The sequence below is a fragment of the Neobacillus sp. NPDC097160 genome (genome assembly GCF_044762155.1).
GTDB lineage: Bacteria > Bacillota > Bacilli > Bacillales > Cytobacillaceae > Neobacillus.
Genome location: NZ_JBIWDU010000031.1, coordinates 12544 through 34771, shown reverse-complemented (window position 1 = coordinate 34771; position 22228 = coordinate 12544). Strand labels below are relative to the sequence as shown.

Here is a 22228-nt window from a genome sequence, read left to right as displayed (position 1 = left end):
AAGTCGAGTGAGACCCTTTTTAGCTCAAGTCGAACGTATTCTATTCGAAATGCGCGGCAAGCTAATCGGTCTAATCAGAGTGGAACCACGCACAAGCGTCTCTGTCTATATGACAGAGGCGTTTTTTTTATTCTATTCAAAAACAAGGGGGAATGGCAATGTTCAAAAAGTTTAAGGAGGATGTCGAGGTTGTTTTTGAACAGGATCCGGCTGCTAGAAGCTATCTAGAAGTTATTTTGACGTATTCAGGCTTACATGCGATTTGGGCACATCGATTCGCACACGCATTCTTTAACCGTAAATTATTTTTTCTGGCCCGGTTCATTTCTCAAGTAAGCCGGTTTTTTACCGGAATTGAAATCCATCCTGGGGCAAAAATAGGCAGGAGATTTTTTATTGACCACGGTATGGGTGTAGTGATTGGGGAAACTTGTGAAATTGGGGATAATGTAACTATATACCAAGGGGTAACCCTTGGCGGAACGGGTAAAGAAAAAGGGAAACGGCACCCAACGATTAAAGACAATGTCCTTATCGCTACAGGTGCAAAGGTGCTGGGATCGATTACAATCGGAGAAAATTCCAAAATTGGCGGTGGCTCTGTTGTTTTGAAAGAGGTTCCCCCTAACGCAACAGTTGTGGGGATTCCCGGCCGGGTTGTGATTCAGGATGGTAAGCGAATTAATAATAACCTAAACCATTGTGATCTGCCGGATCCGGTTGCTGACCGCTTAAAAGAAATGCAAGTTGAACTAAATCAATTGAAGCAAGAATTGGATGAATTAAAAGAAGAAAGGATTAAAGACAATGGCCATTCAAATTTATAATACACTCACAAGAAAAAAGGAAGCTTTCGTTCCGCTAGAAGAAGGAAAGGTAAAAATGTATGTCTGCGGACCGACAGTTTATAATTATATCCATATTGGCAATGCCCGTCCGGCAATTGTTTTTGACACCGTTCGGCGTTATTTGGAATATCGAGGCTTTGATGTCCAATATGTTTCCAATTTTACCGATGTTGATGATAAATTGATTCGCGCGGCCAATCAGTTAGGGGAAGATGTTCCAACGATTGCCGATCGATTTATTAATGCCTACTTTGAAGATGTTTCCGCATTGGGCTGTGAAAAGGCAGATGTGCATCCACGTGTCATGGAAAATATGGATATCATCATCGATTTCATTAGTCAATTAATCGAAAAGGGGTATGCCTATGAATCTGAAGGTGATGTGTACTATCGTACAAGAAGCTTTGCTGAATACGGAAAGCTTTCCCATCAATCAATCGATGACCTGCAGGTGGGAGCACGGATTGAAGTCGGCGATAAGAAAGAAGACGACTTAGACTTTGCCTTGTGGAAAGCGGCAAAGGAAGGAGAAATCTTCTGGGAAAGCCCTTGGGGACCTGGAAGGCCAGGCTGGCATATTGAATGCTCAGCAATGGCGAAAAAGTATCTTGGCGATACGATTGATATCCATGCTGGCGGACAGGATTTAACCTTCCCGCACCATGAAAACGAAATTGCCCAATCGGAAGCCTTGTCAGGAAAGCTGTTTTCACGTTACTGGATGCATAACGGCTATATCAATATTGATAATGAAAAAATGTCAAAATCCCTTGGTAATTTTGTTTTGGTGCATGACATTATTAAACGGCATAATCCACAAGTGTTACGATTCTTTATGCTGTCCGTTCATTACCGCAATCCGATTAACTACAGTGAAGAATTATTGGAGAGCACGAAGGCTGCTTTTGAACGTCTAACCACCTCCTATCAAAATTTAAAACATCGTAAAGAAGCGAGCACGGATTTAACCGATACTAATCAAGAGTGGCTTGATAAAATATCTGCATTACAAGACCAATTTATTGAAGCGATGGATGATGACTTTAATACAGCATTAGCCATTTCCGTTTTATTTGAGCTTTCCAAGCTGGCTAATTATTATCTATTAGAAAAGAATACAGCTGTGGAAGTCATTGATACTTTTACAAACCAATTTGAAGAGTTATTCCATGTGCTGGGGCTAACGCTTGAAAGTGAAGAAATGCTGGACGAAGAAATTGATGCGCTAATCGAAAAGCGAAACCAGGCACGTAAGGATCGAAATTTCCAATTATCTGACCAAATTAGAGATCAGCTAAAGGAAATGAATATCATATTAGAGGACACCGCGCAAGGTACGAGATGGAAAAGAGGATAATTTATGTTTGAATATGATCATACAGTCGATGCAAAACAATTAAATAGCCTCGCTTTGGCCTACATGGGTGATGCCATCTTTGAAACCTATGTAAGACGGCATCTTTTGTATAGTGGGAAGGTACGGCCGAATCAGTTACATCGTACTGGAACAAAATACGTATCGGCGAAGGCACAATGCCAAATTCTTTTTCAAATGATGGACGATAAAGTGCTGGATGAAGAAGAATTAGCTGTGGTTATGCGCGGCAGAAATGCGAAATCAGGGACAGTTCCGAAAAATACAGATGTCCAGACATATCACTACAGTACAGCGTTTGAAGCGTTAATGGGCTATTTATATTTGACAGCAAAAAATGAGCGTTTAGAAGAGCTTATTCGGAAAGCATTTTACTATGTGGATGAAAGAAAGGAGGAACGTTAAATGGATCAGGAATACATCGTTGGAAAAAATCCAGTTATCGAAGCACTGAAGTCGGAAAGGGATATTAATAAAATATTAATTGCTGAAGGATCACAGCGCGGACAAATGCAGCAGATTACCCAATTAGCAAAAGAAGCGAATGTACTTGTTCAGTTTGTTCCGAAGAAAAAAATTGACCAAATTGCGGAAGAAAATCATCAAGGAGTCCTTGCATATGTTGCGGCATATCAATATGCAGAAATCGATGATTTGTTTGCCGCGGCAGAAAAGAAAAATGAACATCCTTTCTTTTTACTGTTAGATGAAATTGAGGATCCGCATAACCTTGGCTCCATTATGAGAACGGCAGATGCGGTCGGGGCACACGGGATTATTATTCCGAAACGAAGGGCTGTGGGCTTAACTGCTACAGTCGCAAAAGCCTCGACAGGTGCAATTGAATATATACCAGTAGCCCGTGTGACAAACATGGCACGGACTATCGATGAACTTAAGGAACGGGGCGTTTGGATTGCCGGAACAGATGCTAAAGGGAAACAAGATTACCGTCAAATAGATGGTACACTGCCACTTGGCTTAGTCATCGGCAGTGAAGGAAAAGGTATGGGGCGGCTTATCGGAGAAAAGTGTGATTTTCTCATTCATTTGCCGATGGTCGGAAAAGTGACCTCTTTAAATGCTTCCGTTGCTGCTTCCTTGCTCATGTATGAGGTTTATCGTAAACGGCACCCACTCGAGAGGTAGAATATGGATATTCTGCTTGTCGACGGATATAACATTATCGGAGCCTGGCCAGAATTAAGGGCATTAAAGGATCGAGATTTACCAGCCGCAAGGGATCGGCTAGTGGAAAGAATGGCAGAATATCAAGCCTTTTCCGGATACCGTGTCATTGTTGTATTTGATGCCTATTATGTACAAGGGACGGAGAAGAAATATAAAAACCATAAGGTAGAAGTCATCTTTACGAAAGAGAACGAAACAGCAGATGAACGGATTGAAAAAATGGCGATCAGTTTAAATAATCGAAAGACACAAATCCATGTGGCCACCTCCGATTACACGGAGCAATGGGCGATTTTTGGACAAGGAGCCTTGCGTAAATCCGCTCGTGAGCTGCTGCTTGAAATGTCCTCAATTGAAAAAGGGATTGAAAAAAAGGTAAAGAAAATTCAGGAGAAGAAACCAGTATCCAAAATACCGATTAGTGATGAGATGGCAGAAATTTTTGAAAAATGGCGCAGAGGACAGAAATGAGCCTCGACTTCAAAATATTTCTACTGTATACTATTAGTATGTATGCATGTTCGGTGGAGGGGATCTACTTTGAGTACAGACTTCGGAACTAAGCTCAACGAACATTTCTTCGTGATGGAAGATGAAGAAATTGTCGATTTGGTTCACCAAGGTGATAGTGAAGCGCTGGATTATTTAATCCACAAGTATCGTAATTTTGTACGTGCAAAAGCAAGATCCTATTTTTTAATTGGAGCCGATAAAGAGGATATCGTCCAGGAGGGCATGATCGGACTTTATAAGGCGATTCGTGACTTTCGTGAGGACAAGCTCACCTCCTTTAAAGCGTTTGCTGAGCTGTGTATTACCCGCCAAATTATAACGGCGATTAAAACAGCTACAAGGCAAAAGCATATTCCACTAAATTCCTATGTGTCTTTGGACAAGCCTATTTATGACGAAGAATCGGACCGAACGTTGATGGATGTTTTGTCAGGTGCTAAGGTGCTGGATCCGGAAGAGTTAATTATTAATCAAGAAGAATTTGACCATATAGAAGTCAAAATGACTGAATTATTAAGTGACTTGGAAAGGAAAGTATTGGCACTCTATTTAGATGGTCAGTCCTATCAGGAGATTTCTGAAGAACTTAATCGTCATGTTAAATCCATTGATAATGCCCTTCAGCGGGTGAAAAGAAAGCTTGAGCGCTACTTAGAAATCCGCGAATTTTCGCTGTAATTTCGGGAAATGATTTATGTGAGATTCATCAATCTGGTCTCAATAGTTATTGACATTAATTAGGGGTCATGGTACATTTTGAGGGAAAAAGAGAAAAATAGTTGAAGGTGTCGAATATGAGCAAAAAGGTTATACTTGCCTGTGTTGATTGCGGCTCGCGGAATTATTCGACAGTCAGCAAGCAGGAGCAAACAGATCGATTAGAATTAAAGAAATTCTGTAAAACTTGCGCAACCCATACCATCCACCGGGAAACAAAATAATTATTATAGATACTAGCATGGCTACTTAAGATAGTTGGGGGTTACGAAATATGCAACGCATAAGAAAGTTCTTCAGTGATGTTATTCGTGAAATGAGGAAAGTCAGCTGGCCAAAACGCAGTGAACTAACTCGTTCTACCATTACTGTTTTATCAACTGTTGTTTTTTTTGGCGTATTCTTTGCTGCACTGGATTTAGGGATTTCAAAATTGATTCGCTTAATTCTTGAATAATAAGACATCATTCATGGTATAATGGTAATCAATAAAGGAAATTTTAGCTAAAAGCCCGTTTTGACGGGTTTTTTATTATGGTTTTTAAATAAATGCAGGGAGGGACGGACATCTAGTCCTCTTATATGGAAAAGAATTGGTATGTAGTTCATACTTACTCAGGTTATGAAAATAAAGTTAAGGCAAATTTGGAAAAACGAGTGGAATCAATGGGAATGTCGGATAAAATATTCCGCGTCGTTGTTCCTGAAGAAGAAGAAACAGAAATCAAAAATGGCAAGAAAAAAGTTGTAAAACGAAAAGTATTCCCTGGATATGTTTTAGTGGAAATTGTTATGACAGACGATTCATGGTATGTAGTAAGGAATACACCTGGTGTAACTGGGTTCGTTGGCTCTGCGGGTTCAGGTTCAAAACCAACTCCGTTATTACCGGAAGAAGTGACTGGATTACTGAAGCGCATGGGCGTAGAAGAAAAACGAATCGATGTAGACTATGAAATTGGTGAAACCGTCCGTGTAAAAGAAGGTCCATTTGCGAACTTTACTGGGTCTGTTGAAGAGATGGACAAGGACAAGGCTAAACTAAAAGTATTAGTCAATATGTTCGGCCGAGATACCCCGGTAGAACTTGAATTTACACAAATTGAGAAATTATAATGTAAAAAAACTTGAAATCATTTATAAAAAATGTTACTATTTCAAAGGTCAGTATGTCTCCATTGTGAGACTAGACTAATGTTTAAGTTCTTTATGAATATTATATAAAGACAGATGCCTGAGTGGGAGGGTTCCTAAGGATCCCAATTACCACATCACGGACTTTAAGGAGGTGTGTCTCGTGGCTAAAAAAGTAATTAAAGTCGTTAAATTACAAATTCCTGCTGGGAAAGCAAACCCTGCACCACCAGTTGGACCTGCACTAGGTCAAGCCGGTGTTAATATCATGGGATTCTGTAAAGAATTTAACGCTCGTACAGCAGATCAAGCTGGTTTGATCATTCCTGTTGAAATTACGGTATTTGAAGACCGTTCATTTACATTTATTACGAAAACTCCTCCTGCTGCCGTTCTTTTGAAAGTAGCAGCTGGAATCCAGTCTGGTTCTGGTGAACCTAACCGTAATAAAGTAGCAACAGTAAAGCGTGATACAGTACGCGAGATTGCGGAACAAAAAATGCCTGACCTTAACGCAGCTAGCGTTGAAGCAGCAATGCGCATGGTTGAAGGTACTGCACGCAGCATGGGTATCGTTATCGAAGACTAATCCATGTAACTGTTAGTGTTTAATGAGTGGGGGTTGCGTTCTGCGCAACCTTTATTCGTGGGCTAGCTACGGCGCCTAGGGGCTCGGGGTCATAAGCCCCTGTGCAAGGCGCCTCCGCTTTTCGCCGTGGGAGAATAATTCGCTAAAACCACAATCTAGGAGGAAATAAAAATGGCTAAAAAAGGTAAAAAGTATTTAGAAGCTTCTAAGCTTGTAGATCGCTTAAAAGCATACCCAATTGCAGAAGCAATTGATCTTGCGAAGAAAACAAACTACACAAAATTTGATGCGACTCTTGAAGTAGCTTTCCGTTTAGGCGTTGACCCTAAGAAAGCTGACCAACAAATCCGTGGTGCAGTTGTACTTCCAAACGGAACTGGTAAAACTCAACGCGTTTTAGTATTCGCGAAGGGTGAGAAAGTGAAAGAAGCGGAAGCAGCTGGCGCTGATTATGTAGGAGATTCTGAATACATCACTAAAATCCAACAAGGTTGGTTTGACTTTGATGTAATCGTAGCAACTCCTGATATGATGGGTGAAGTTGGTAAACTTGGTCGTGTATTAGGGCCTAAAGGCTTAATGCCAAACCCTAAAACAGGTACTGTTACATTTGATGTAACAAGAGCAATCAATGAAATCAAAGCAGGTAAAGTTGAATACCGCGTTGACAAGTCTGGTAACATTCACGTGCCAATCGGTAAAGCATCTTTCGAAAACGAAAAGCTTGTTGAAAACTTCAACACTGTGTTTGAAACAATGGTGAAAGTAAAACCTGCAGCTGCAAAAGGTACTTACATGAAGAACGTTACTGTTGCTTCAACAATGGGACCTGGTGTTAAGGTAGATCCTTCATCTGTAGCAGTTAAATAAATTTTTCCAATTGACAAAACAAAATAGATTTACTATAATCAATTTTGTTGTTTAAATAAAAAACATTTGTACTGTAGACAGCAGGTGCCATATGGCTTAATGTCCTGCCGAGGTGTAGCGAATAGAAACAGCTGATGCTCTCAGCTTGTTATATGCTGCCTCCATGTCCGGTATGATATGGAGGCTTTTACTTGCCTGGTATAAATGTAGATAATCTACAGGAGGTGTAAAGATGAGCAGTGTAATCGAACTAAAGAAACAATTAGTTGACGAAATTACTGATAAGTTAAAAGCAAGTGTATCAACTGTCGTTGTTGATTATCGTGGTCTTTCAGTTGCAGAAGTAACTGAACTTCGTAAACAACTTCGTGAAGCAGGCGTTGAATTTAAAGTTTATAAAAACTCAATGGTACGCCGTGCAGCTGATGCAGCTGAGCTTTCTAGCTTGAACGATGCATTAACAGGTCCAAACGCAATTGCGTTCAGTACTGAAGATGTTGTAGCACCAGCTAAAATCTTGAATGACTTTGCGAAAAAGCATGAAGCACTTGAGCTTAAAGCAGGTGTAATCGAAGGGAATGTCGCATCAGCTGAAGAAATTAAAGCTCTTGCTGACCTACCATCACGCGAAGGCTTGCTTTCTATGCTACTCAGCGTACTACAAGCTCCAATTCGCAATCTTGCTCTTGCTGCAAAAGCAGTGGCAGATCAAAAAGAAGAACAAGGCGCGTAAGCTAACACTAACAGCCTAACAAAATAAATCGTAACGAAAACTAAGGAGGAAAATTAATCATGACTAAAGAACAAATCATTGAAGCAGTTAAATCTATGACTGTTTTAGAACTTAACGATCTTGTAAAAGCAATCGAAGAAGAATTCGGCGTAACTGCTGCTGCTCCTGTAGCAATGGTAGGCGGAGCTGGTGCAGCTGCTGTTGAAGAGCAAACTGAATTTGATGTAATCCTAGCTAGCGCTGGCGATCAAAAAATCAAAGTTATCAAAGTTGTTCGTGAAATCACTGGTCTTGGACTTAAAGAAGCAAAAGATCTTGTTGACAACACTCCTAAAGCTGTTAAAGAAGGCGTTGCTAAAGAAGAAGCTGAAGCAATCAAAGCTAAGCTTGATGAAGTTGGAGCTAACGTTGAAGTTAAGTAATTTTTCTATAAAAAAGCTCGCTGTATAAGCGGGCTTTTTTTGGCTATTTTAAAAGCGGAAGCGCCTAGGTGCTGAAGCTAGATAGTTATCAAAGTTCTAAGTCCTCGAATCTCTTCAATTATTTACTCTTCCGGAGGTGAGTCTAATGTCCGAACACTACTATTCTCGTTCCCAAAAGGTTGAAAGTGACCCGAAATATTGGGATTATACCCTTAGAAATCATCTTTTTCGCTTTAAAACCGATAACGGTGTTTTTTCAAAAAGAGAGGTAGATTTTGGCTCACGTTTACTAATTGAGTCTTTTGTTATGCCGGCAGCAGAAGGACTTGTACTTGATGTAGGCTGTGGCTACGGCCCGATTGGTTTAGCGATTGCGAAAGCCAACCCTAGCTGTACGGTTCATATGGTTGATGTTAATGAACGGGCAATCCAGTTAGCGAAGGAAAATGCATCGCTGAACCGGATTACTAATGTTGATATCTATGAAAGTGACAGGTTGCAAAATGTTAGGGAGAATTCATTTGCTGCCATTTTAACAAACCCGCCGATTAGAGCTGGGAAAGATGTAGTTCATGATATTTTTGAACAAAGCTATGAGCATCTTGTTCCGGGAGGCGCGCTTTGGGTAGTGATTCAAAAGAAACAAGGAGCACCATCTGCACTTGAAAAATTAAAGATGCAATTTTCCGATGTTGAGACTATTGACAAATCAAAAGGCTATTTTATTATTAGAGCAAAAAAGTAGTTGACTCGAAATTGTCGTTGTGGTAGCATTATAAAATGCCATCATAATAATTTCCGAATTATTCCTTAAAATACTTATTTTTTTAGTATAAAACTGGAATTAGAAGGAAATGATGACAAAATAATAGTCGAAATGTGAAAATGTGGTTTTTGAGTAAAAAACCCTTTTTCTTTTTGTCTAATAGGATGGACCCTAGGTTTATCTTAATAGACGTGAATAGATTTATTAAATAACGCTTGATTTGAGGGGTGAATCAGTTGACAGGTCAACTAGTTCAGTATGGACGACACCGCCAACGAAGAAGTTACGCACGAATCAGTGAAGTTTTAGAATTACCAAATCTTATTGAAATCCAAACCTCTTCATATCAATGGTTTCTGGATGAGGGATTGCGTGAAATGTTCCAGGATATTTCACCAATTGAAGACTTTACTGGTAACCTATCACTGGAATTTATTGATTACAGTCTTGGCGATCCAAAGTATTCTGTTGAAGAATCAAAAGAACGGGACGTTACATATTCTGCTCCATTGCGTGTGAAAGTGCGTCTTGTAAACAAAGAAACAGGTGAAGTAAAAGATCAAGATGTATTCATGGGTGATTTTCCACTTATGACGGAAACAGGTACGTTTGTCATTAATGGGGCAGAACGCGTAATTGTTTCACAGTTAGTGCGGTCACCAAGTGTTTACTTTAGTGGAAAACTTGATAAAAATGGCAAAAAGGGCTTTACAGCTACTGTCATTCCGAACCGCGGCGCTTGGCTGGAGTATGAAACAGACGCCAAAGATGTCGTATATGTGAGAATTGATCGTACTCGGAAACTGCCCGTTACGGTTCTTTTGCGTGCACTAGGCTTCGGTTCCGATCAAGAAATCATTGATTTGATTGGGGATAACGAGTATATCCGTAATACCCTTGAGAAGGACAACACGGAAGGTGTCGACAAAGCGCTTTTGGAAATTTATGAGCGCCTTCGTCCAGGAGAACCACCAACCGTTGATAATGCAAAGAGTTTATTAGTATCTCGCTTCTTTGATCCTAAGCGCTATGATTTAGCCAATGTAGGCCGCTATAAAATTAATAAAAAGCTTCATATTAAAAACCGTTTATTTAACCAGCGTTTAGCGGAATCGCTTGCCGATCCGGAAACAGGTGAAATTATTGCTGAAAAAGGAACACTCCTAGATAGGAGAAACCTTGACAGAATTTTGCCGGCTCTTGAAAAGAATATTAATTTCAAAGGCTTTAATCCTGTTGGCGGAGTAGTGGAAGAGGAAGTAATCCTTCAAAGCATTAAAATCTATGCTCCCGGCGATGAAAATGAAAAGGTTATTAATGTATTGGGTAATGCCTATGTGGCGGAACCAATTAAAAATATTACTTCATCGGATATCATTGCATCGATTAGCTACTTCTTTAATTTATTACATGGAGTAGGCGATACAGACGATATCGACCATTTAGGTAACAGACGTCTTCGTTCTGTTGGTGAACTGTTACAAAATCAGTTCCGAATCGGATTATCCCGTATGGAACGTGTTGTTCGTGAAAGAATGTCGATTCAAGATACAGCAACAATCACACCACAACAATTGATTAATATTCGTCCTGTGATTGCGTCAATCAAAGAATTCTTTGGCAGTTCACAATTGTCACAGTTCATGGATCAAACTAACCCGCTTGCAGAATTAACGCACAAGCGTCGTCTATCTGCATTAGGACCTGGTGGTTTAACACGTGAACGTGCAGGGATGGAAGTACGTGACGTTCACTACTCTCACTATGGTCGTATGTGTCCGATTGAAACGCCGGAAGGTCCGAACATTGGGCTGATCAACTCGTTGTCATCGTATGCTAAGGTAAATCGTTTTGGATTTATCGAGACACCATATCGTCGTGTTGACCCTGATACTGGGAGGGTAACAAGCCGAATCGATTACTTAACAGCGGATGAAGAAGATAACTATGTAGTAGCACAAGCAAATTCAAGACTAGGTGACGATGGTTCCTTCCTTGACGATGAAGTTGTTGCTCGTTTCCGCGGGGAAAACACAGTTGTTAACCGAGACCGCATTGACTACATGGATGTATCACCAAAACAGGTTGTTTCTGCGGCGACTGCATGTATTCCGTTCCTTGAAAATGATGACTCTAACCGTGCTTTGATGGGTGCGAACATGCAGCGTCAAGCAGTGCCACTTATGCAACCAGAGGCGCCTAGAGTTGGTACAGGTATGGAATATGTATCAGGGAAAGACTCCGGTGCTGCGGTTATTTGTAAGCATGATGGTATTGTCGAACATGTAGAAGCTCGTGAAGTATGGGTTCGTCAAATAAAAGAAGTAGATGGCCAAGAAGTAAAAGGCGATCTTAAAAAATACCGCCTATTAAAATTCATTCGCTCTAACCAAGGTACTTGCTATAACCAACGTCCAATCGTTGCTGTGGGTAACCGTGTGAAAAAAGGTGAAATTCTTGCCGATGGTCCTTCAATGGAGCTAGGTGAATTAGCGTTAGGACGAAATGTCCTCGTAGCCTTTATGACATGGGATGGCTATAACTATGAAGATGCCATCATTATGAGTGAGCGCCTTGTAAAAGACGATGTCTACACTTCTATTCATATTGAAGAATATGAATCAGAATCTCGTGATACAAAACTAGGACCAGAAGAAATTACCCGTGATATTCCAAACGTTGGGGAAGATGCCCTTCGTAATTTGGATGAGCGCGGTATTATCCGTACTGGTGCTGAAGTAAAAGACGGAGACCTCCTCGTTGGTAAAGTAACGCCTAAAGGTGTGACAGAATTAACGGCTGAAGAACGTCTCTTACATGCTATTTTTGGTGAAAAGGCTCGTGAAGTTCGTGATACTTCCCTAAGAGTACCGCACGGCGGCGGTGGTATTGTTCATGATGTCAAAGTCTTTAATCGTGAAGATGGCGACGAACTTCCACCAGGTGTAAACCAGCTTGTTCGTGTTTATATCGTACAAAAGCGTAAAATCCATCAAGGGGATAAAATGGCAGGACGTCACGGTAATAAAGGGGTTATCTCCCGAATTTTACCTGAAGAAGATATGCCTTATTTACCGGATGGTACACCTGTTGATATCATGTTAAATCCTTTAGGGGTTCCATCGCGGATGAACATCGGTCAGGTATTAGAACTTCATCTTGGGATGGCGGCTCGCTACCTTGGTATTCACGTGGCATCTCCGGTATTTGACGGGGCCACTGAGGAAGATGTTTGGAGTACGATTGAAGAAGCCGGAATGGCACGCGATGCCAAAACCGTCCTTTATGACGGCCGTTCCGGAGAGCCGTTTGATAACCGGGTTTCTGTCGGTGTTATGTATATGATTAAACTTGCACACATGGTTGATGATAAGCTCCATGCTCGTTCGACTGGACCTTACTCACTTGTTACGCAGCAGCCGCTTGGTGGTAAAGCTCAATTTGGCGGGCAGCGCTTCGGTGAAATGGAGGTTTGGGCTCTTGAGGCATATGGTGCAGCATATACGCTACAAGAAATTCTTACCGTTAAATCAGATGACGTTGTTGGCCGTGTGAAAACATACGAAGCCATTGTCAAAGGTGAAAATGTTCCGGAACCAGGCGTTCCAGAGTCATTTAAAGTATTAATTAAAGAACTCCAAAGTCTTGGTATGGATGTGAAAATTCTCTCCGGTGACGAGGAAGAAATTGAAATGCGCGATACGGAAGATGACGATGACTTACAGCAAGTCGATACATTAAACATTGTTCCTGATGCGCAAAACTTTGAATCAGAAAAAGTTGGTTCAAAAGAGTAATTCCCCGCTGAAGCACACGCTAAGCATGTGCTTCAGCATTTCAACGCACTAAGGGTAAAACCTGAGATCAAAAGGGAGGTAGGCCCCTTGCTGGACGTTAATAATTTTGAGTATATGAAAATTGGTCTTGCTTCACCGGATAAAATCCGTTCGTGGTCCTTCGGAGAAGTGAAAAAGCCAGAAACCATTAACTATCGTACTTTAAAGCCTGAAAAAGATGGCTTATTCTGTGAACGGATTTTCGGTCCAACAAAGGATTGGGAATGTCATTGCGGAAAATATAAGCGCGTTCGTTACAAAGGTGTTGTCTGTGACCGCTGCGGCGTTGAAGTAACACGTGCAAAGGTTCGTCGTGAACGTATGGGTCATATTGAGCTTGCTGCACCTGTTTCACACATTTGGTACTTTAAGGGAATCCCTAGCCGGATGGGACTTGTTTTAGATATGTCCCCTCGTGCCTTAGAAGAAATTATTTACTTTGCTTCTTATGTGGTAACGGAATCGGGTGATACCGCTCTTGATAAAAAACAGCTTTTATCTGAAAAAGAATATCGTGCATACCGTGAAAAGTACGGAAACAAATTCCAAGCTTCCATGGGTGCTGAAGCCATTAAAAAGCTTCTTTCCGATATTGACTTAAATAAAGAAGTAGACATCTTAAAGGAAGAATTAAAAACAGCACAAGGCCAGCGACGCACTCGTGCAATTAAACGGCTTGAAGTGCTGGAAGCATTCCGTAATTCTGGAAACGAGCCATCATGGATGATTCTTGATGTGCTGCCTGTTATTCCTCCTGAACTTCGTCCGATGGTTCAATTGGATGGGGGAAGATTTGCAACATCAGACTTAAACGATCTTTACCGTCGTGTTATTAACCGTAACAACCGCTTAAAGCGTTTATTAGACCTTGGAGCACCAAGCATTATCGTTCAAAATGAAAAGCGGATGCTTCAAGAAGCAGTAGATGCATTAATCGACAACGGCCGTCGCGGCCGCCCAGTTACAGGTCCTGGTAACCGTCCGTTAAAATCGCTTTCTCATATGTTAAAAGGTAAACAAGGCCGTTTCCGTCAAAACTTGCTCGGTAAACGTGTAGACTATTCCGGCCGTTCTGTTATCGTTGTAGGTCCAAACTTGAAAATGTATCAGTGTGGCCTTCCGAAAGAAATGGCTTTGGAACTATTTAAGCCTTTTGTTATGAAGGAACTAGTTGAAAAAGGTTTAGCTCACAACATTAAATCTGCTAAGCGAAAAATTGAGCGCGTCTCTCCTGATGTTTGGGACGTACTTGAAGATGTAATCAGAGAGCATCCGGTTTTATTAAACCGAGCCCCTACATTGCATAGATTAGGAATTCAGGCATTTGAACCAACTCTTGTCGAAGGACGGGCAATTCGCCTCCATCCACTTGTATGTACAGCATACAATGCCGACTTTGATGGTGACCAAATGGCTGTTCACGTACCACTTTCATCAGAAGCACAAGCAGAAGCTCGACTTTTAATGCTTGCAGCACAAAATATCTTGAACCCTAAAGATGGTAAGCCTGTTGTTACGCCTTCTCAGGACATGGTATTAGGGAACTATTACCTAACCTTAGAGCGTGAAGGTATTGTCGGTGAAGGGATGATTTTTAAAGATACAAGCGAAGCAATCCTTGCCTATCAAAACGGCTATGCACATTTTCATTCCCGTGTCGCTGTCCATGCTGGTTCATTAGGAAATGAAACCTTTACTGAAGAACAAAATAATAAGCTATTAATCACAACGGTTGGTAAACTTATCTTTAATGAGATTCTTCCGAAGTCATTCCCTTATATCAATGAACCGACAAGACATAATTTAGAAGTCGAAACACCTGAGAAGTATTTTGTAGAAAAAGGTGAAGACATCAAGGCGAAAATTAAAGATATGCCATTGATTGATCCGTTTAAAAAGAAGATCCTTGGAAATATCATTGCGGAGGTATTCAAACGTTTCAAAATTACTGAAACGTCAAAAATGCTAGACCGTATGAAGGACTTAGGATTTAAACATTCCACTAAGGCTGGGATTACCGTTGGTGTGGCTGATATCGTCGTTTTAGGTGAAAAGCAGCAAATTCTCCACGAAGCCCAAGGAAAAGTAGATAACGTGATGAAGCAATTCAGACGTGGTTTGATTACGGAAGATGAGCGTTATGATCGTGTTATTGCCATTTGGAGTGCAGCAAAAGACACCATTCAAGGGAAACTAATGAAATCCTTGAACAAAACGAATCCAATCTTTATGATGAGTGATTCCGGTGCCCGTGGTAACGCCTCAAACTTTACGCAGCTTGCAGGTATGCGCGGCTTGATGGCCAACCCGGCTGGACGTATCATCGAATTACCGATCAAATCAAGTTTCCGTGAAGGATTAACGGTATTAGAGTACTTTATCTCCACTCACGGTGCTCGTAAAGGTCTTGCTGATACCGCGCTTAAAACAGCTGACTCTGGCTACTTGACTCGTCGTCTTGTTGACGTTGCCCAAGATGTTATTGTCCGTGAAGACGATTGTGGAACGGATCGAGGATTTACCATCAGTGCATTAAAAGACGGTACAGAAATCATCGAAGGATTGGATGAACGATTAATTGGCCGTTATGCACGTAAAGCCATCAAGCATCCGGAAACAAACGAAGTCCTTGTTCCTGAAAACGGACTGATTACTGAAGATTTAGCAGAAATCATTGTCGGAGCAGGAATTGAAATTGTAAAAATCCGTTCTGCGTTTACATGTAATACCCGTCATGGCGTATGTAAAAAGTGTTATGGCCGTAACTTAGCAACTGGTCAAGAGGTTGAAGTTGGTGAAGCAGTTGGAATTATTGCCGCACAATCAATCGGTGAACCAGGAACACAGTTAACGATGCGTACGTTCCATACAGGCGGTGTTGCAGGAGACGATATTACCCAAGGTTTACCGCGTATTCAAGAGATCTTTGAAGCACGTAACCCTAAAGGTGTAGCGGTTATTTCTGAAATTGAAGGTGTCGTTGTCGGTATCAATGAAGGCCGTGACCGCCAGCACGAAATCGTCGTTCAGGGTGAGGTTGAATCTCGTACTTACAATGCTCCATATACAGCTCGCTTGAAAGTGGCAATCAATGACCACGTTGAACGCGGTGAGGAACTAACAGAAGGTTCGATCGATCCGAAGGAGTTAATTAAAGTAAAAGACGTAACATCTGTTCAAGAGTACCTATTGCGTGAAGTTCAAAAGGTTTACCGTATGCAAGGGGTTGAAATTGGCGATAAACACGTCGAAGTAATGGTTCGTCAAATGCTTCGTAAAATTCGTGTCAGCGATGCAGGTGAAACGGATGTACTCCCAGGTACACTCCTTGATATTCACCAATTTACTGATGCAAATGAAAAAGCCTTACTTGAGGGTAAATTGCCTGCAACTGGACGACCGGTATTACTTGGTATTACAAAGGCGTCACTTGAAACAGATTCATTCTTGTCTGCCGCATCATTCCAAGAAACAACAAGAGTTCTTACCGATGCAGCGATCAAAGGCAAACGGGATGAATTGCTCGGCTTGAAGGAAAATGTTATTATCGGTAAGCTTGTCCCTGCTGGAACAGGAATGCAGCGCTACCGTAAAGCGGAGCCAGTGCTTCGCGATACAACTTCCGAAGAAATAGTTGCAATTGATTAAAACTTTTATACGGTATCTGCCTTCATGGCAGGTACCGTATTTAAAGAAGATTTTTGTATAAAAAAGTAAAACACAGGTTGACATCTATTTATTAAGATGTTACTATATCAAAGGTGCTCCTATTCACCTGATACTTTGGAGGATATGTTTTATGTCTTATGAAAAAGTATTACAGGCACAACGTACTGTTATAGGAACGAAACAAACAGTTAAAGCACTTAAGGAAGGTATTGTACAAGTGTTAGTCGTTGCAAACGACGCTGAACCAAAGGTTACGGCAAAGGTCGTTGGTGAAGCCCACTTGTTAGATGTTCCTGTCCTATATGTCGATTCGATGAAAAAACTCGGAAAAGCATGTGGGATTGAAGTAGGTGCGGCAGCTGTTGCTATTATCCGTTAAAAACTGTTTTTGTAGATAGAGTAGTCTGCAAAAACTTTGTTTTTGCAAAAAAATGAACCACCTGGATGTGTGGACTTACAAATAATGAAGGGAGGAAACAAATCATGCCTACTATTAACCAACTAGTGCGCAAGCCACGTCAATCAGTGGCAGAGAAATCAAAATCTCCAGCGTTAAATAAAGGTTATAATAGCTTCAAAAAATCACAAACAAATGTATCTTCACCACAAAAACGCGGAGTATGTACTCGTGTTGGTACAATGACTCCAAAGAAACCGAACTCAGCGTTACGTAAATATGCTCGTGTACGTTTGACAAACGGTATTGAGGTGACTGCATACATTCCTGGTATTGGACACAACCTTCAAGAGCACAGTGTTGTTCTTATCCGTGGAGGACGTGTAAAAGACTTACCAGGGGTACGTTATCACATCGTACGTGGTGCTCTTGATACAGCCGGTGTTAACAACCGTATGCAAAGCCGTTCAAAATACGGTACTAAGAGACCAAAAGCAGCTAAGAAATAATCAACTTAAATAGAAGCTTCTTTGAAAGGAGGAAATAAAATGCCACGTAAAGGTCCTGTAGCAAAAAGAGACGTTTTACCTGATCCGCTTTATAATTCAAAATTAGTTACTCGTCTAATCAACAAAATGATGGTTGACGGTAAAAGAGGTAAATCACAAGAAATTCTTTATTCAGCGTTTAATACCATTCGTGAACGTTCTGGCAAAGAGCCAATGGAAATATTCGATGCAGCGATGAAAAACATTATGCCTGTACTTGAAGTCAGAGCTCGCCGTGTAGGTGGTGCAAACTACCAAGTTCCAGTTGAGGTGCGCCCTGATCGCCGTACAACTCTTGGTCTTCGCTGGTTAGTTAACTATGCACGTAACCGCGGTGAAAAAACGATGGAAGAGCGTTTGGCTAACGAAATCATGGATGCAGCAAACAACACTGGTGCAGCTGTGAAGAAGCGTGAAGATACGCACAAAATGGCGGAAGCAAACAAAGCGTTTGCTCACTATCGTTGGTAATTTAACCTTCAATATAAAAACACTTTCATACTAGGAAGGAGAAAGACCCAATGGCAAGAGAGTTCTCCTTAGCAAACACTCGTAATATCGGCATCATGGCACACATCGATGCCGGTAAAACGACGACCACTGAGCGTGTCCTTTATTACACTGGTAAGATTCATAAAATCGGTGAAACACATGAAGGTGCTTCTCAGATGGACTGGATGGAGCAGGAACAAGAACGCGGAATTACAATCACTTCCGCAGCAACAACTGCAGCATGGAAAGGTCATCGCGTAAATATCATTGACACTCCAGGACACGTAGACTTCACAGTTGAAGTTGAGCGTTCCCTTCGTGTTCTTGATGGCGCGGTAGCCGTACTTGATGCACAATCAGGTGTTGAGCCGCAAACAGAAACCGTTTGGCGTCAAGCAACAACTTATGGTGTACCACGTGTAGTATTCGTTAACAAGATGGATAAAATTGGAGCTGACTTCCTATATTCTGTAGGAACAATCCACGACCGCCTGCAAGCGAATGCACATCCAATTCAGTTACCAATTGGTGCTGAAGATCAATTTTCAGGTATTATTGACCTTGTAGAAATGAATGCCGTATTTTACGGTAACGACTTAGGTACTGATATTGAAGTGGGTGAAATTCCGGAGGAACACCGCGAACTTGCTGAAGAGTACCGTGAAAAATTAGTCGAAGCGGTTGCAGAACTAGATGAAGAATTAATGGAGAAATACCTTAGTGGCGAAGAAATTACGAAGGAAGAGCTTAAAGCCGGAATTCGTAAAGGTACCGTTAATGTTGAATTCTATCCTGTTATCTGTGGATCAGCTTTCAAAAACAAAGGTGTTCAATTAATGTTGGACGCTGTCATCGACTATCTTCCATCTCCATTAGATGTACCTGCAATTAAAGGTCATGATGTGGATGATGAAGAAGTAATTGTTGAACGCCATTCAGATGATGAAGAGCCATTCTCAGCTCTTGCGTTCAAAGTTATGACAGATCCTTATGTTGGTAAATTAACGTTTTTCCGCGTATACTCTGGTACTTTAGAGTCTGGATCATATGTCCAAAACTCTACAAAAGGCAAGCGTGAGCGTATTGGACGTATCCTGCAAATGCACGCAAACAGCCGACAAGAAATCTCTAAGGTTTTTGCCGGTGACATTGCTGCAGCTGTAGGTCTGAAGGATACAACTACTGGTGACACACTATGTGATGACAAAAACCTTGTGATCCTAGAGTCAATGCAATTCCCAGAACCAGTAATTGAACTTTCAGTTGAACCAAAATCAAAAGCAGACCAAGACAAAATGACGACTGCGTTGCAAAAACTTCAAGAAGAAGACCCAACATTCCGTGCGCACACTGACCAGGAAACTGGACAAGTTATTATCGCCGGTATGGGTGAGCTTCACCTTGATATCATTGTTGATCGTATGCGTCGTGAATTCAAGGTTGAAGCTAACGTTGGTGCTCCACAGGTTGCATATCGTGAAACTTTCAAAGGTTCAGCGCAAGTTGAAGGTAAGTTTGCACGTCAATCTGGTGGACGCGGACAATACGGACACGTTTGGATCGAGTTTTCACCAAACGAAGCTGGTAAAGGCTTCGAATTTGAAAACGGTATTGTCGGTGGTGTTGTTCCTCGTGAATATATCCCTGCAGTTCAAGCCGGTCTTGAAGATGCATTAGGTCGCGGTGTCCTTGCTGGCTATCCATTAGTGGATATTAAAGCAAGATTGTTCGACGGATCTTACCATGATGTTGACTCCTCTGAAATGGCGTTTAAGATTGCTGCATCTATGGCTCTTAAAAATGCCGCATCAAAATGTCAACCTTGTATCCTTGAACCTGTCATGAGAGTGGAAGTAACAATCCCAGAAGATTACCTTGGTGATATCATGGGTCAGATTACTGCACGCCGTGGCCGAGTTGAAGGTATGGAAGCTCGTGGTAATGCGCAAACCGTTCGTTCAATGGTTCCACTTTCAGAAATGTTTGGATATGCAACAGCACTTCGTTCTAGTACACAGGGCCGTGGAGTATTCTCTATGCACTTTGATCACTATGAAGAAGTACCGAAGTCAATTTCTGAAGAAATAATCAAAAAAAATAAAGGTGAATAATTGATTTTCACCACTCTTTAAAGTATAACTACTTATGTAAGTATAGAAACTGCGAAATATGGACAACCATGATCGCAGTTTCTATAAGAATATACTTAAACTTTTATAATCCAAAGGAGGATTTTCCAAATGGCAAAAGCTAAATTCGACCGTTCAAAGCCACACGTTAACATTGGTACAATCGGACACGTTGACCATGGTAAAACTACTTTAACAGCAGCAATCACTTCTGTACTTGCAAAGCAAGGTAAAGCTGAAGCTCGCGGTTATGATCAAATCGATGGTGCGCCAGAAGAAAAAGAACGTGGTATCACAATCTCAACTGCACACGTTGAGTATGAAACTGATGCACGTCACTATGCACACGTAGACTGCCCAGGACACGCTGACTATGTTAAAAACATGATCACTGGTGCTGCACAAATGGACGGCGGTATCCTTGTTGTATCTGCAACTGATGGTCCAATGCCACAAACTCGTGAACACATCCTTCTTTCTCGTCAAGTAGGTGTTCCATACCTTGTTGTATTCATGAACAAATGTGACATGGTGGATGACGAAGAACTTCTTGAATTAGTAGAAATGGAAATTCGTGATCTATTAACAGAATACGACTTCCCTGGTGATGACACTCCAGTTATCAAAGGTTCTGCTCTTAAAGCATTAGAAGGCGAAGGTGCTTGGGAAGAAAAAATCAACGAGCTTATGGCTGCTGTTGACGAATGGATCCCAACTCCAGAACGTGATACTGACAAACCTTTCATGATGCCTGTTGAGGATGTATTCTCAATCACTGGCCGTGGAACTGTTGCTACAGGACGTGTTGAGCGTGGTGTAGTTAAAGTTGGTGACGTAGTTGAAATCGTTGGTTTCACTGAAGAGCCAAAATCTACTACTGTAACAGGTGTAGAAATGTTCCGTAAGCTTCTTGACTTTGCTGAAGCTGGCGACAACATTGGTGCCCTTCTTCGTGGTGTAGCTCGTGAAGAAATCGAACGTGGACAAGTTTTGGCTAAACCAAAATCCATCACTCCACACACAAAGTTCAAAGCACAAGTTTACGTTTTATCTAAAGAAGAAGGTGGACGTCATACTCCATTCTTCACAAACTACCGTCCACAATTCTACTTCCGTACTTCTGATATTACTGGTATTTGTAATCTTCCAGAAGGCGTAGAAATGGTTATGCCTGGCGATCACATTGAAATGACAGTAGAACTTATCGCTCCTGTTGCAATCGAAGAAGGAACTAAGTTCTCTATCCGTGAAGGCGGACGTACTGTTGGGTCAGGTTCAATCACAACAATCCAAGAGTAATTTTTTAAATAGAAAAAGCAGATGGGTGACGATCCATCTGCTTTTCTTTTTGTAGAAAACCAAGTTTCTTCTATATAATACTTATCTTTTACTAATAGGAATTAGGAGATTACTGGAGAATTGATTTAGGTGTTGTAATCAAGGATTCCAGCCTTTATAATAGTAAAAGTGTTCAGCACAGAAACATAAAAAAATAATCGTGATAAATGTTGCGTTTGCATTATGTTTTATGTATAATAGACAATGTTGGTCTTTGACTGCGATGATGTGAAAGGTTGCTGACACACCCGGCCGCTTTGCCATGGCGAGTGTGTGGGAAATTTTCACTGAGAATGTCTATTTTTAAAATAGGCGAATAAAGGAGGGAAAATAATGGCAAAACAAAAAATTCGTATCCGTTTAAAAGCGTATGATCACAGAATCCTTGATCAATCTGCAGAAAAAATCGTTGAAACAGCAAAACGTTCAGGTGCGGCCGTTTCCGGACCGATTCCACTTCCAACGGAAAAGAGCATTTATACGATTCTTCGTGCGGTTCATAAGTACAAAGATTCTCGTGAGCAATTCGAAATGCGGACACATAAGCGTCTAATCGACATCGTTAACCCAACTCCACAAACTGTTGATGCGTTAATGCGTTTAGATTTACCATCTGGTGTTGATATCGAAATCAAACTTTAATCAAAATAAATAAAAAATC

22 protein-coding genes and 2 other annotated features (1 of these 24 cut by a window edge) are annotated in these 22228 nt (G+C 41.2%); all 22 genes read left to right on the top strand.

Annotated features, from left to right (window positions below):
• Window positions 1-106, top strand: a binding site (T-box leader) (it extends 160 nt beyond the left edge of the window).
• A gap of 52 nt (window positions 107-158) precedes the next feature.
• Window positions 159-827 carry a serine O-acetyltransferase gene (gene cysE / locus ACIQXV_RS28150; protein ID WP_402965199.1) on the top strand — a complete coding sequence of 223 codons (669 nt, stop codon included), beginning with the start codon at window positions 159-161 and terminating at the stop codon, window positions 825-827.
• Entirely contained in the window at window positions 808-2205 is a 1398-nt protein-coding gene (cysS, locus tag ACIQXV_RS28145; protein ID WP_402965196.1) for a cysteine--tRNA ligase, read from the top strand. The genes cysE and cysS overlap by 20 nt, the downstream gene beginning before the upstream one ends.
• Window positions 2206-2208: 3 nt before the next feature.
• A complete protein-coding gene (locus ACIQXV_RS28140; protein ID WP_402965194.1) occupies window positions 2209-2628 on the top strand; it encodes a Mini-ribonuclease 3 in 420 nt (139 codons plus the stop codon).
• Window positions 2629-3372, top strand: coding sequence for a 23S rRNA (guanosine(2251)-2'-O)-methyltransferase RlmB (gene rlmB / locus ACIQXV_RS28135; protein WP_402965191.1), 744 nt, complete (start codon window positions 2629-2631; stop codon window positions 3370-3372).
• Between the two features lie 3 nt (window positions 3373-3375).
• On the top strand, window positions 3376-3885 hold the full coding sequence (locus ACIQXV_RS28130; protein ID WP_402965189.1) for an NYN domain-containing protein: 510 nt from the start codon (window positions 3376-3378) through the stop codon (window positions 3883-3885).
• Between the two features lie 69 nt (window positions 3886-3954).
• A complete protein-coding gene (gene sigH, locus ACIQXV_RS28125; protein ID WP_402965186.1) occupies window positions 3955-4605 on the top strand; it encodes an RNA polymerase sporulation sigma factor SigH in 651 nt (216 codons plus the stop codon).
• Between the two features lie 116 nt (window positions 4606-4721).
• A complete protein-coding gene (rpmG, locus tag ACIQXV_RS28120; protein ID WP_402965184.1) occupies window positions 4722-4868 on the top strand; it encodes a 50S ribosomal protein L33 in 147 nt (48 codons plus the stop codon).
• 50 nt (window positions 4869-4918) lie between these two features.
• Window positions 4919-5101, top strand: a complete 183-nt coding sequence (gene secE, locus ACIQXV_RS28115) for a preprotein translocase subunit SecE (RefSeq protein WP_402965181.1) — start codon at window positions 4919-4921, stop codon at window positions 5099-5101.
• Window positions 5102-5226: 125 nt separating this feature from the next.
• On the top strand, window positions 5227-5760 hold the full coding sequence (gene nusG, locus ACIQXV_RS28110) for a transcription termination/antitermination protein NusG (protein ID WP_402965178.1): 534 nt from the start codon (window positions 5227-5229) through the stop codon (window positions 5758-5760).
• A gap of 181 nt (window positions 5761-5941) precedes the next feature.
• Window positions 5942-6367, top strand: coding sequence for a 50S ribosomal protein L11 (gene rplK, locus ACIQXV_RS28105; RefSeq protein ID WP_007085303.1), 426 nt, complete (start codon window positions 5942-5944; stop codon window positions 6365-6367).
• Window positions 6368-6538: 171 nt separating this feature from the next.
• On the top strand, window positions 6539-7237 hold the full coding sequence (rplA, locus tag ACIQXV_RS28100) for a 50S ribosomal protein L1 (protein WP_402965175.1): 699 nt from the start codon (window positions 6539-6541) through the stop codon (window positions 7235-7237).
• Between the two features lie 53 nt (window positions 7238-7290).
• Window positions 7291-7436 (top strand) — a sequence feature (ribosomal protein L10 leader region).
• Window positions 7437-7469: 33 nt separating this feature from the next.
• Window positions 7470-7970 (top strand): 50S ribosomal protein L10, encoded by a 501-nt coding sequence (rplJ, locus tag ACIQXV_RS28095; RefSeq protein ID WP_402965173.1) that lies wholly within the window; start codon window positions 7470-7472, stop codon window positions 7968-7970.
• Between the two features lie 59 nt (window positions 7971-8029).
• Entirely contained in the window at window positions 8030-8392 is a 363-nt protein-coding gene (gene rplL, locus ACIQXV_RS28090; protein ID WP_402965170.1) for a 50S ribosomal protein L7/L12, read from the top strand.
• A gap of 145 nt (window positions 8393-8537) precedes the next feature.
• A complete protein-coding gene (locus tag ACIQXV_RS28085; RefSeq protein ID WP_402965166.1) occupies window positions 8538-9137 on the top strand; it encodes a class I SAM-dependent methyltransferase in 600 nt (199 codons plus the stop codon).
• Window positions 9138-9394: 257 nt separating this feature from the next.
• Window positions 9395-12955 carry a DNA-directed RNA polymerase subunit beta gene (gene rpoB / locus ACIQXV_RS28080; RefSeq protein WP_402965163.1) on the top strand — a complete coding sequence of 1187 codons (3561 nt, stop codon included), beginning with the start codon at window positions 9395-9397 and terminating at the stop codon, window positions 12953-12955.
• Between the two features lie 87 nt (window positions 12956-13042).
• Entirely contained in the window at window positions 13043-16642 is a 3600-nt protein-coding gene (rpoC, locus tag ACIQXV_RS28075) for a DNA-directed RNA polymerase subunit beta' (RefSeq protein ID WP_402965160.1), read from the top strand.
• A gap of 151 nt (window positions 16643-16793) precedes the next feature.
• The gene (locus tag ACIQXV_RS28070) at window positions 16794-17042 is read left to right on the top strand and encodes a 50S ribosomal protein L7ae-like protein (protein WP_402965158.1); all 249 of its coding nucleotides are present in this window, start codon (window positions 16794-16796) and stop codon (window positions 17040-17042) included.
• A gap of 104 nt (window positions 17043-17146) precedes the next feature.
• Window positions 17147-17569: a 30S ribosomal protein S12 gene (gene rpsL / locus ACIQXV_RS28065; RefSeq protein ID WP_248736895.1), complete on the top strand. Its 423-nt coding sequence runs from the start codon at window positions 17147-17149 to the stop codon at window positions 17567-17569.
• 39 nt (window positions 17570-17608) lie between these two features.
• Window positions 17609-18079: a 30S ribosomal protein S7 gene (rpsG, locus tag ACIQXV_RS28060; RefSeq protein WP_402965155.1), complete on the top strand. Its 471-nt coding sequence runs from the start codon at window positions 17609-17611 to the stop codon at window positions 18077-18079.
• 50 nt (window positions 18080-18129) lie between these two features.
• The gene (fusA, locus tag ACIQXV_RS28055) at window positions 18130-20211 is read left to right on the top strand and encodes an elongation factor G (protein WP_402965153.1); all 2082 of its coding nucleotides are present in this window, start codon (window positions 18130-18132) and stop codon (window positions 20209-20211) included.
• 129 nt (window positions 20212-20340) lie between these two features.
• The gene (gene tuf / locus ACIQXV_RS28050) at window positions 20341-21528 is read left to right on the top strand and encodes an elongation factor Tu (protein WP_402965150.1); all 1188 of its coding nucleotides are present in this window, start codon (window positions 20341-20343) and stop codon (window positions 21526-21528) included.
• Window positions 21529-21900: 372 nt separating this feature from the next.
• Window positions 21901-22209, top strand: coding sequence for a 30S ribosomal protein S10 (gene rpsJ / locus ACIQXV_RS28045; RefSeq protein WP_034676072.1), 309 nt, complete (start codon window positions 21901-21903; stop codon window positions 22207-22209).
• Window positions 22210-22228: the final 19 nt, after the last annotated feature.

Bases quoted from the DNA above. Each gene is read 5' to 3' on its own strand.
- cysE (WP_402965199.1), top strand. From the start codon at position 159: ATGTTCAAAAAGTTTAAGGAGGATGTCGAGGTTGTTTTTGAACAGGAT.
- secE (WP_402965181.1), top strand. From the start codon at position 4,919: ATGCAACGCATAAGAAAGTTCTTCAGTGATGTTATTCGTGAAATGAGG.
- rplJ (WP_402965173.1), top strand. From the start codon at position 7,470: ATGAGCAGTGTAATCGAACTAAAGAAACAATTAGTTGACGAAATTACT.
- rplL (WP_402965170.1), top strand. From the start codon at position 8,030: ATGACTAAAGAACAAATCATTGAAGCAGTTAAATCTATGACTGTTTTA.
- ACIQXV_RS28085 (WP_402965166.1), top strand. From the start codon at position 8,538: ATGTCCGAACACTACTATTCTCGTTCCCAAAAGGTTGAAAGTGACCCG.
- rlmB (WP_402965191.1), top strand. From the start codon at position 2,629: ATGGATCAGGAATACATCGTTGGAAAAAATCCAGTTATCGAAGCACTG.
- rpsJ (WP_034676072.1), top strand. From the start codon at position 21,901: ATGGCAAAACAAAAAATTCGTATCCGTTTAAAAGCGTATGATCACAGA.
- fusA (WP_402965153.1), top strand. From the start codon at position 18,130: ATGGCAAGAGAGTTCTCCTTAGCAAACACTCGTAATATCGGCATCATG.
- rplA (WP_402965175.1), top strand. From the start codon at position 6,539: ATGGCTAAAAAAGGTAAAAAGTATTTAGAAGCTTCTAAGCTTGTAGAT.
- ACIQXV_RS28140 (WP_402965194.1), top strand. From the start codon at position 2,209: ATGTTTGAATATGATCATACAGTCGATGCAAAACAATTAAATAGCCTC.
- rpsG (WP_402965155.1), top strand. From the start codon at position 17,609: ATGCCACGTAAAGGTCCTGTAGCAAAAAGAGACGTTTTACCTGATCCG.
- cysS (WP_402965196.1), top strand. From the start codon at position 808: ATGGCCATTCAAATTTATAATACACTCACAAGAAAAAAGGAAGCTTTC.
- nusG (WP_402965178.1), top strand. From the start codon at position 5,227: ATGGAAAAGAATTGGTATGTAGTTCATACTTACTCAGGTTATGAAAAT.
- rpmG (WP_402965184.1), top strand. From the start codon at position 4,722: ATGAGCAAAAAGGTTATACTTGCCTGTGTTGATTGCGGCTCGCGGAAT.
- rpsL (WP_248736895.1), top strand. From the start codon at position 17,147: ATGCCTACTATTAACCAACTAGTGCGCAAGCCACGTCAATCAGTGGCA.
- ACIQXV_RS28070 (WP_402965158.1), top strand. From the start codon at position 16,794: ATGTCTTATGAAAAAGTATTACAGGCACAACGTACTGTTATAGGAACG.
- tuf (WP_402965150.1), top strand. From the start codon at position 20,341: ATGGCAAAAGCTAAATTCGACCGTTCAAAGCCACACGTTAACATTGGT.
- ACIQXV_RS28130 (WP_402965189.1), top strand. From the start codon at position 3,376: ATGGATATTCTGCTTGTCGACGGATATAACATTATCGGAGCCTGGCCA.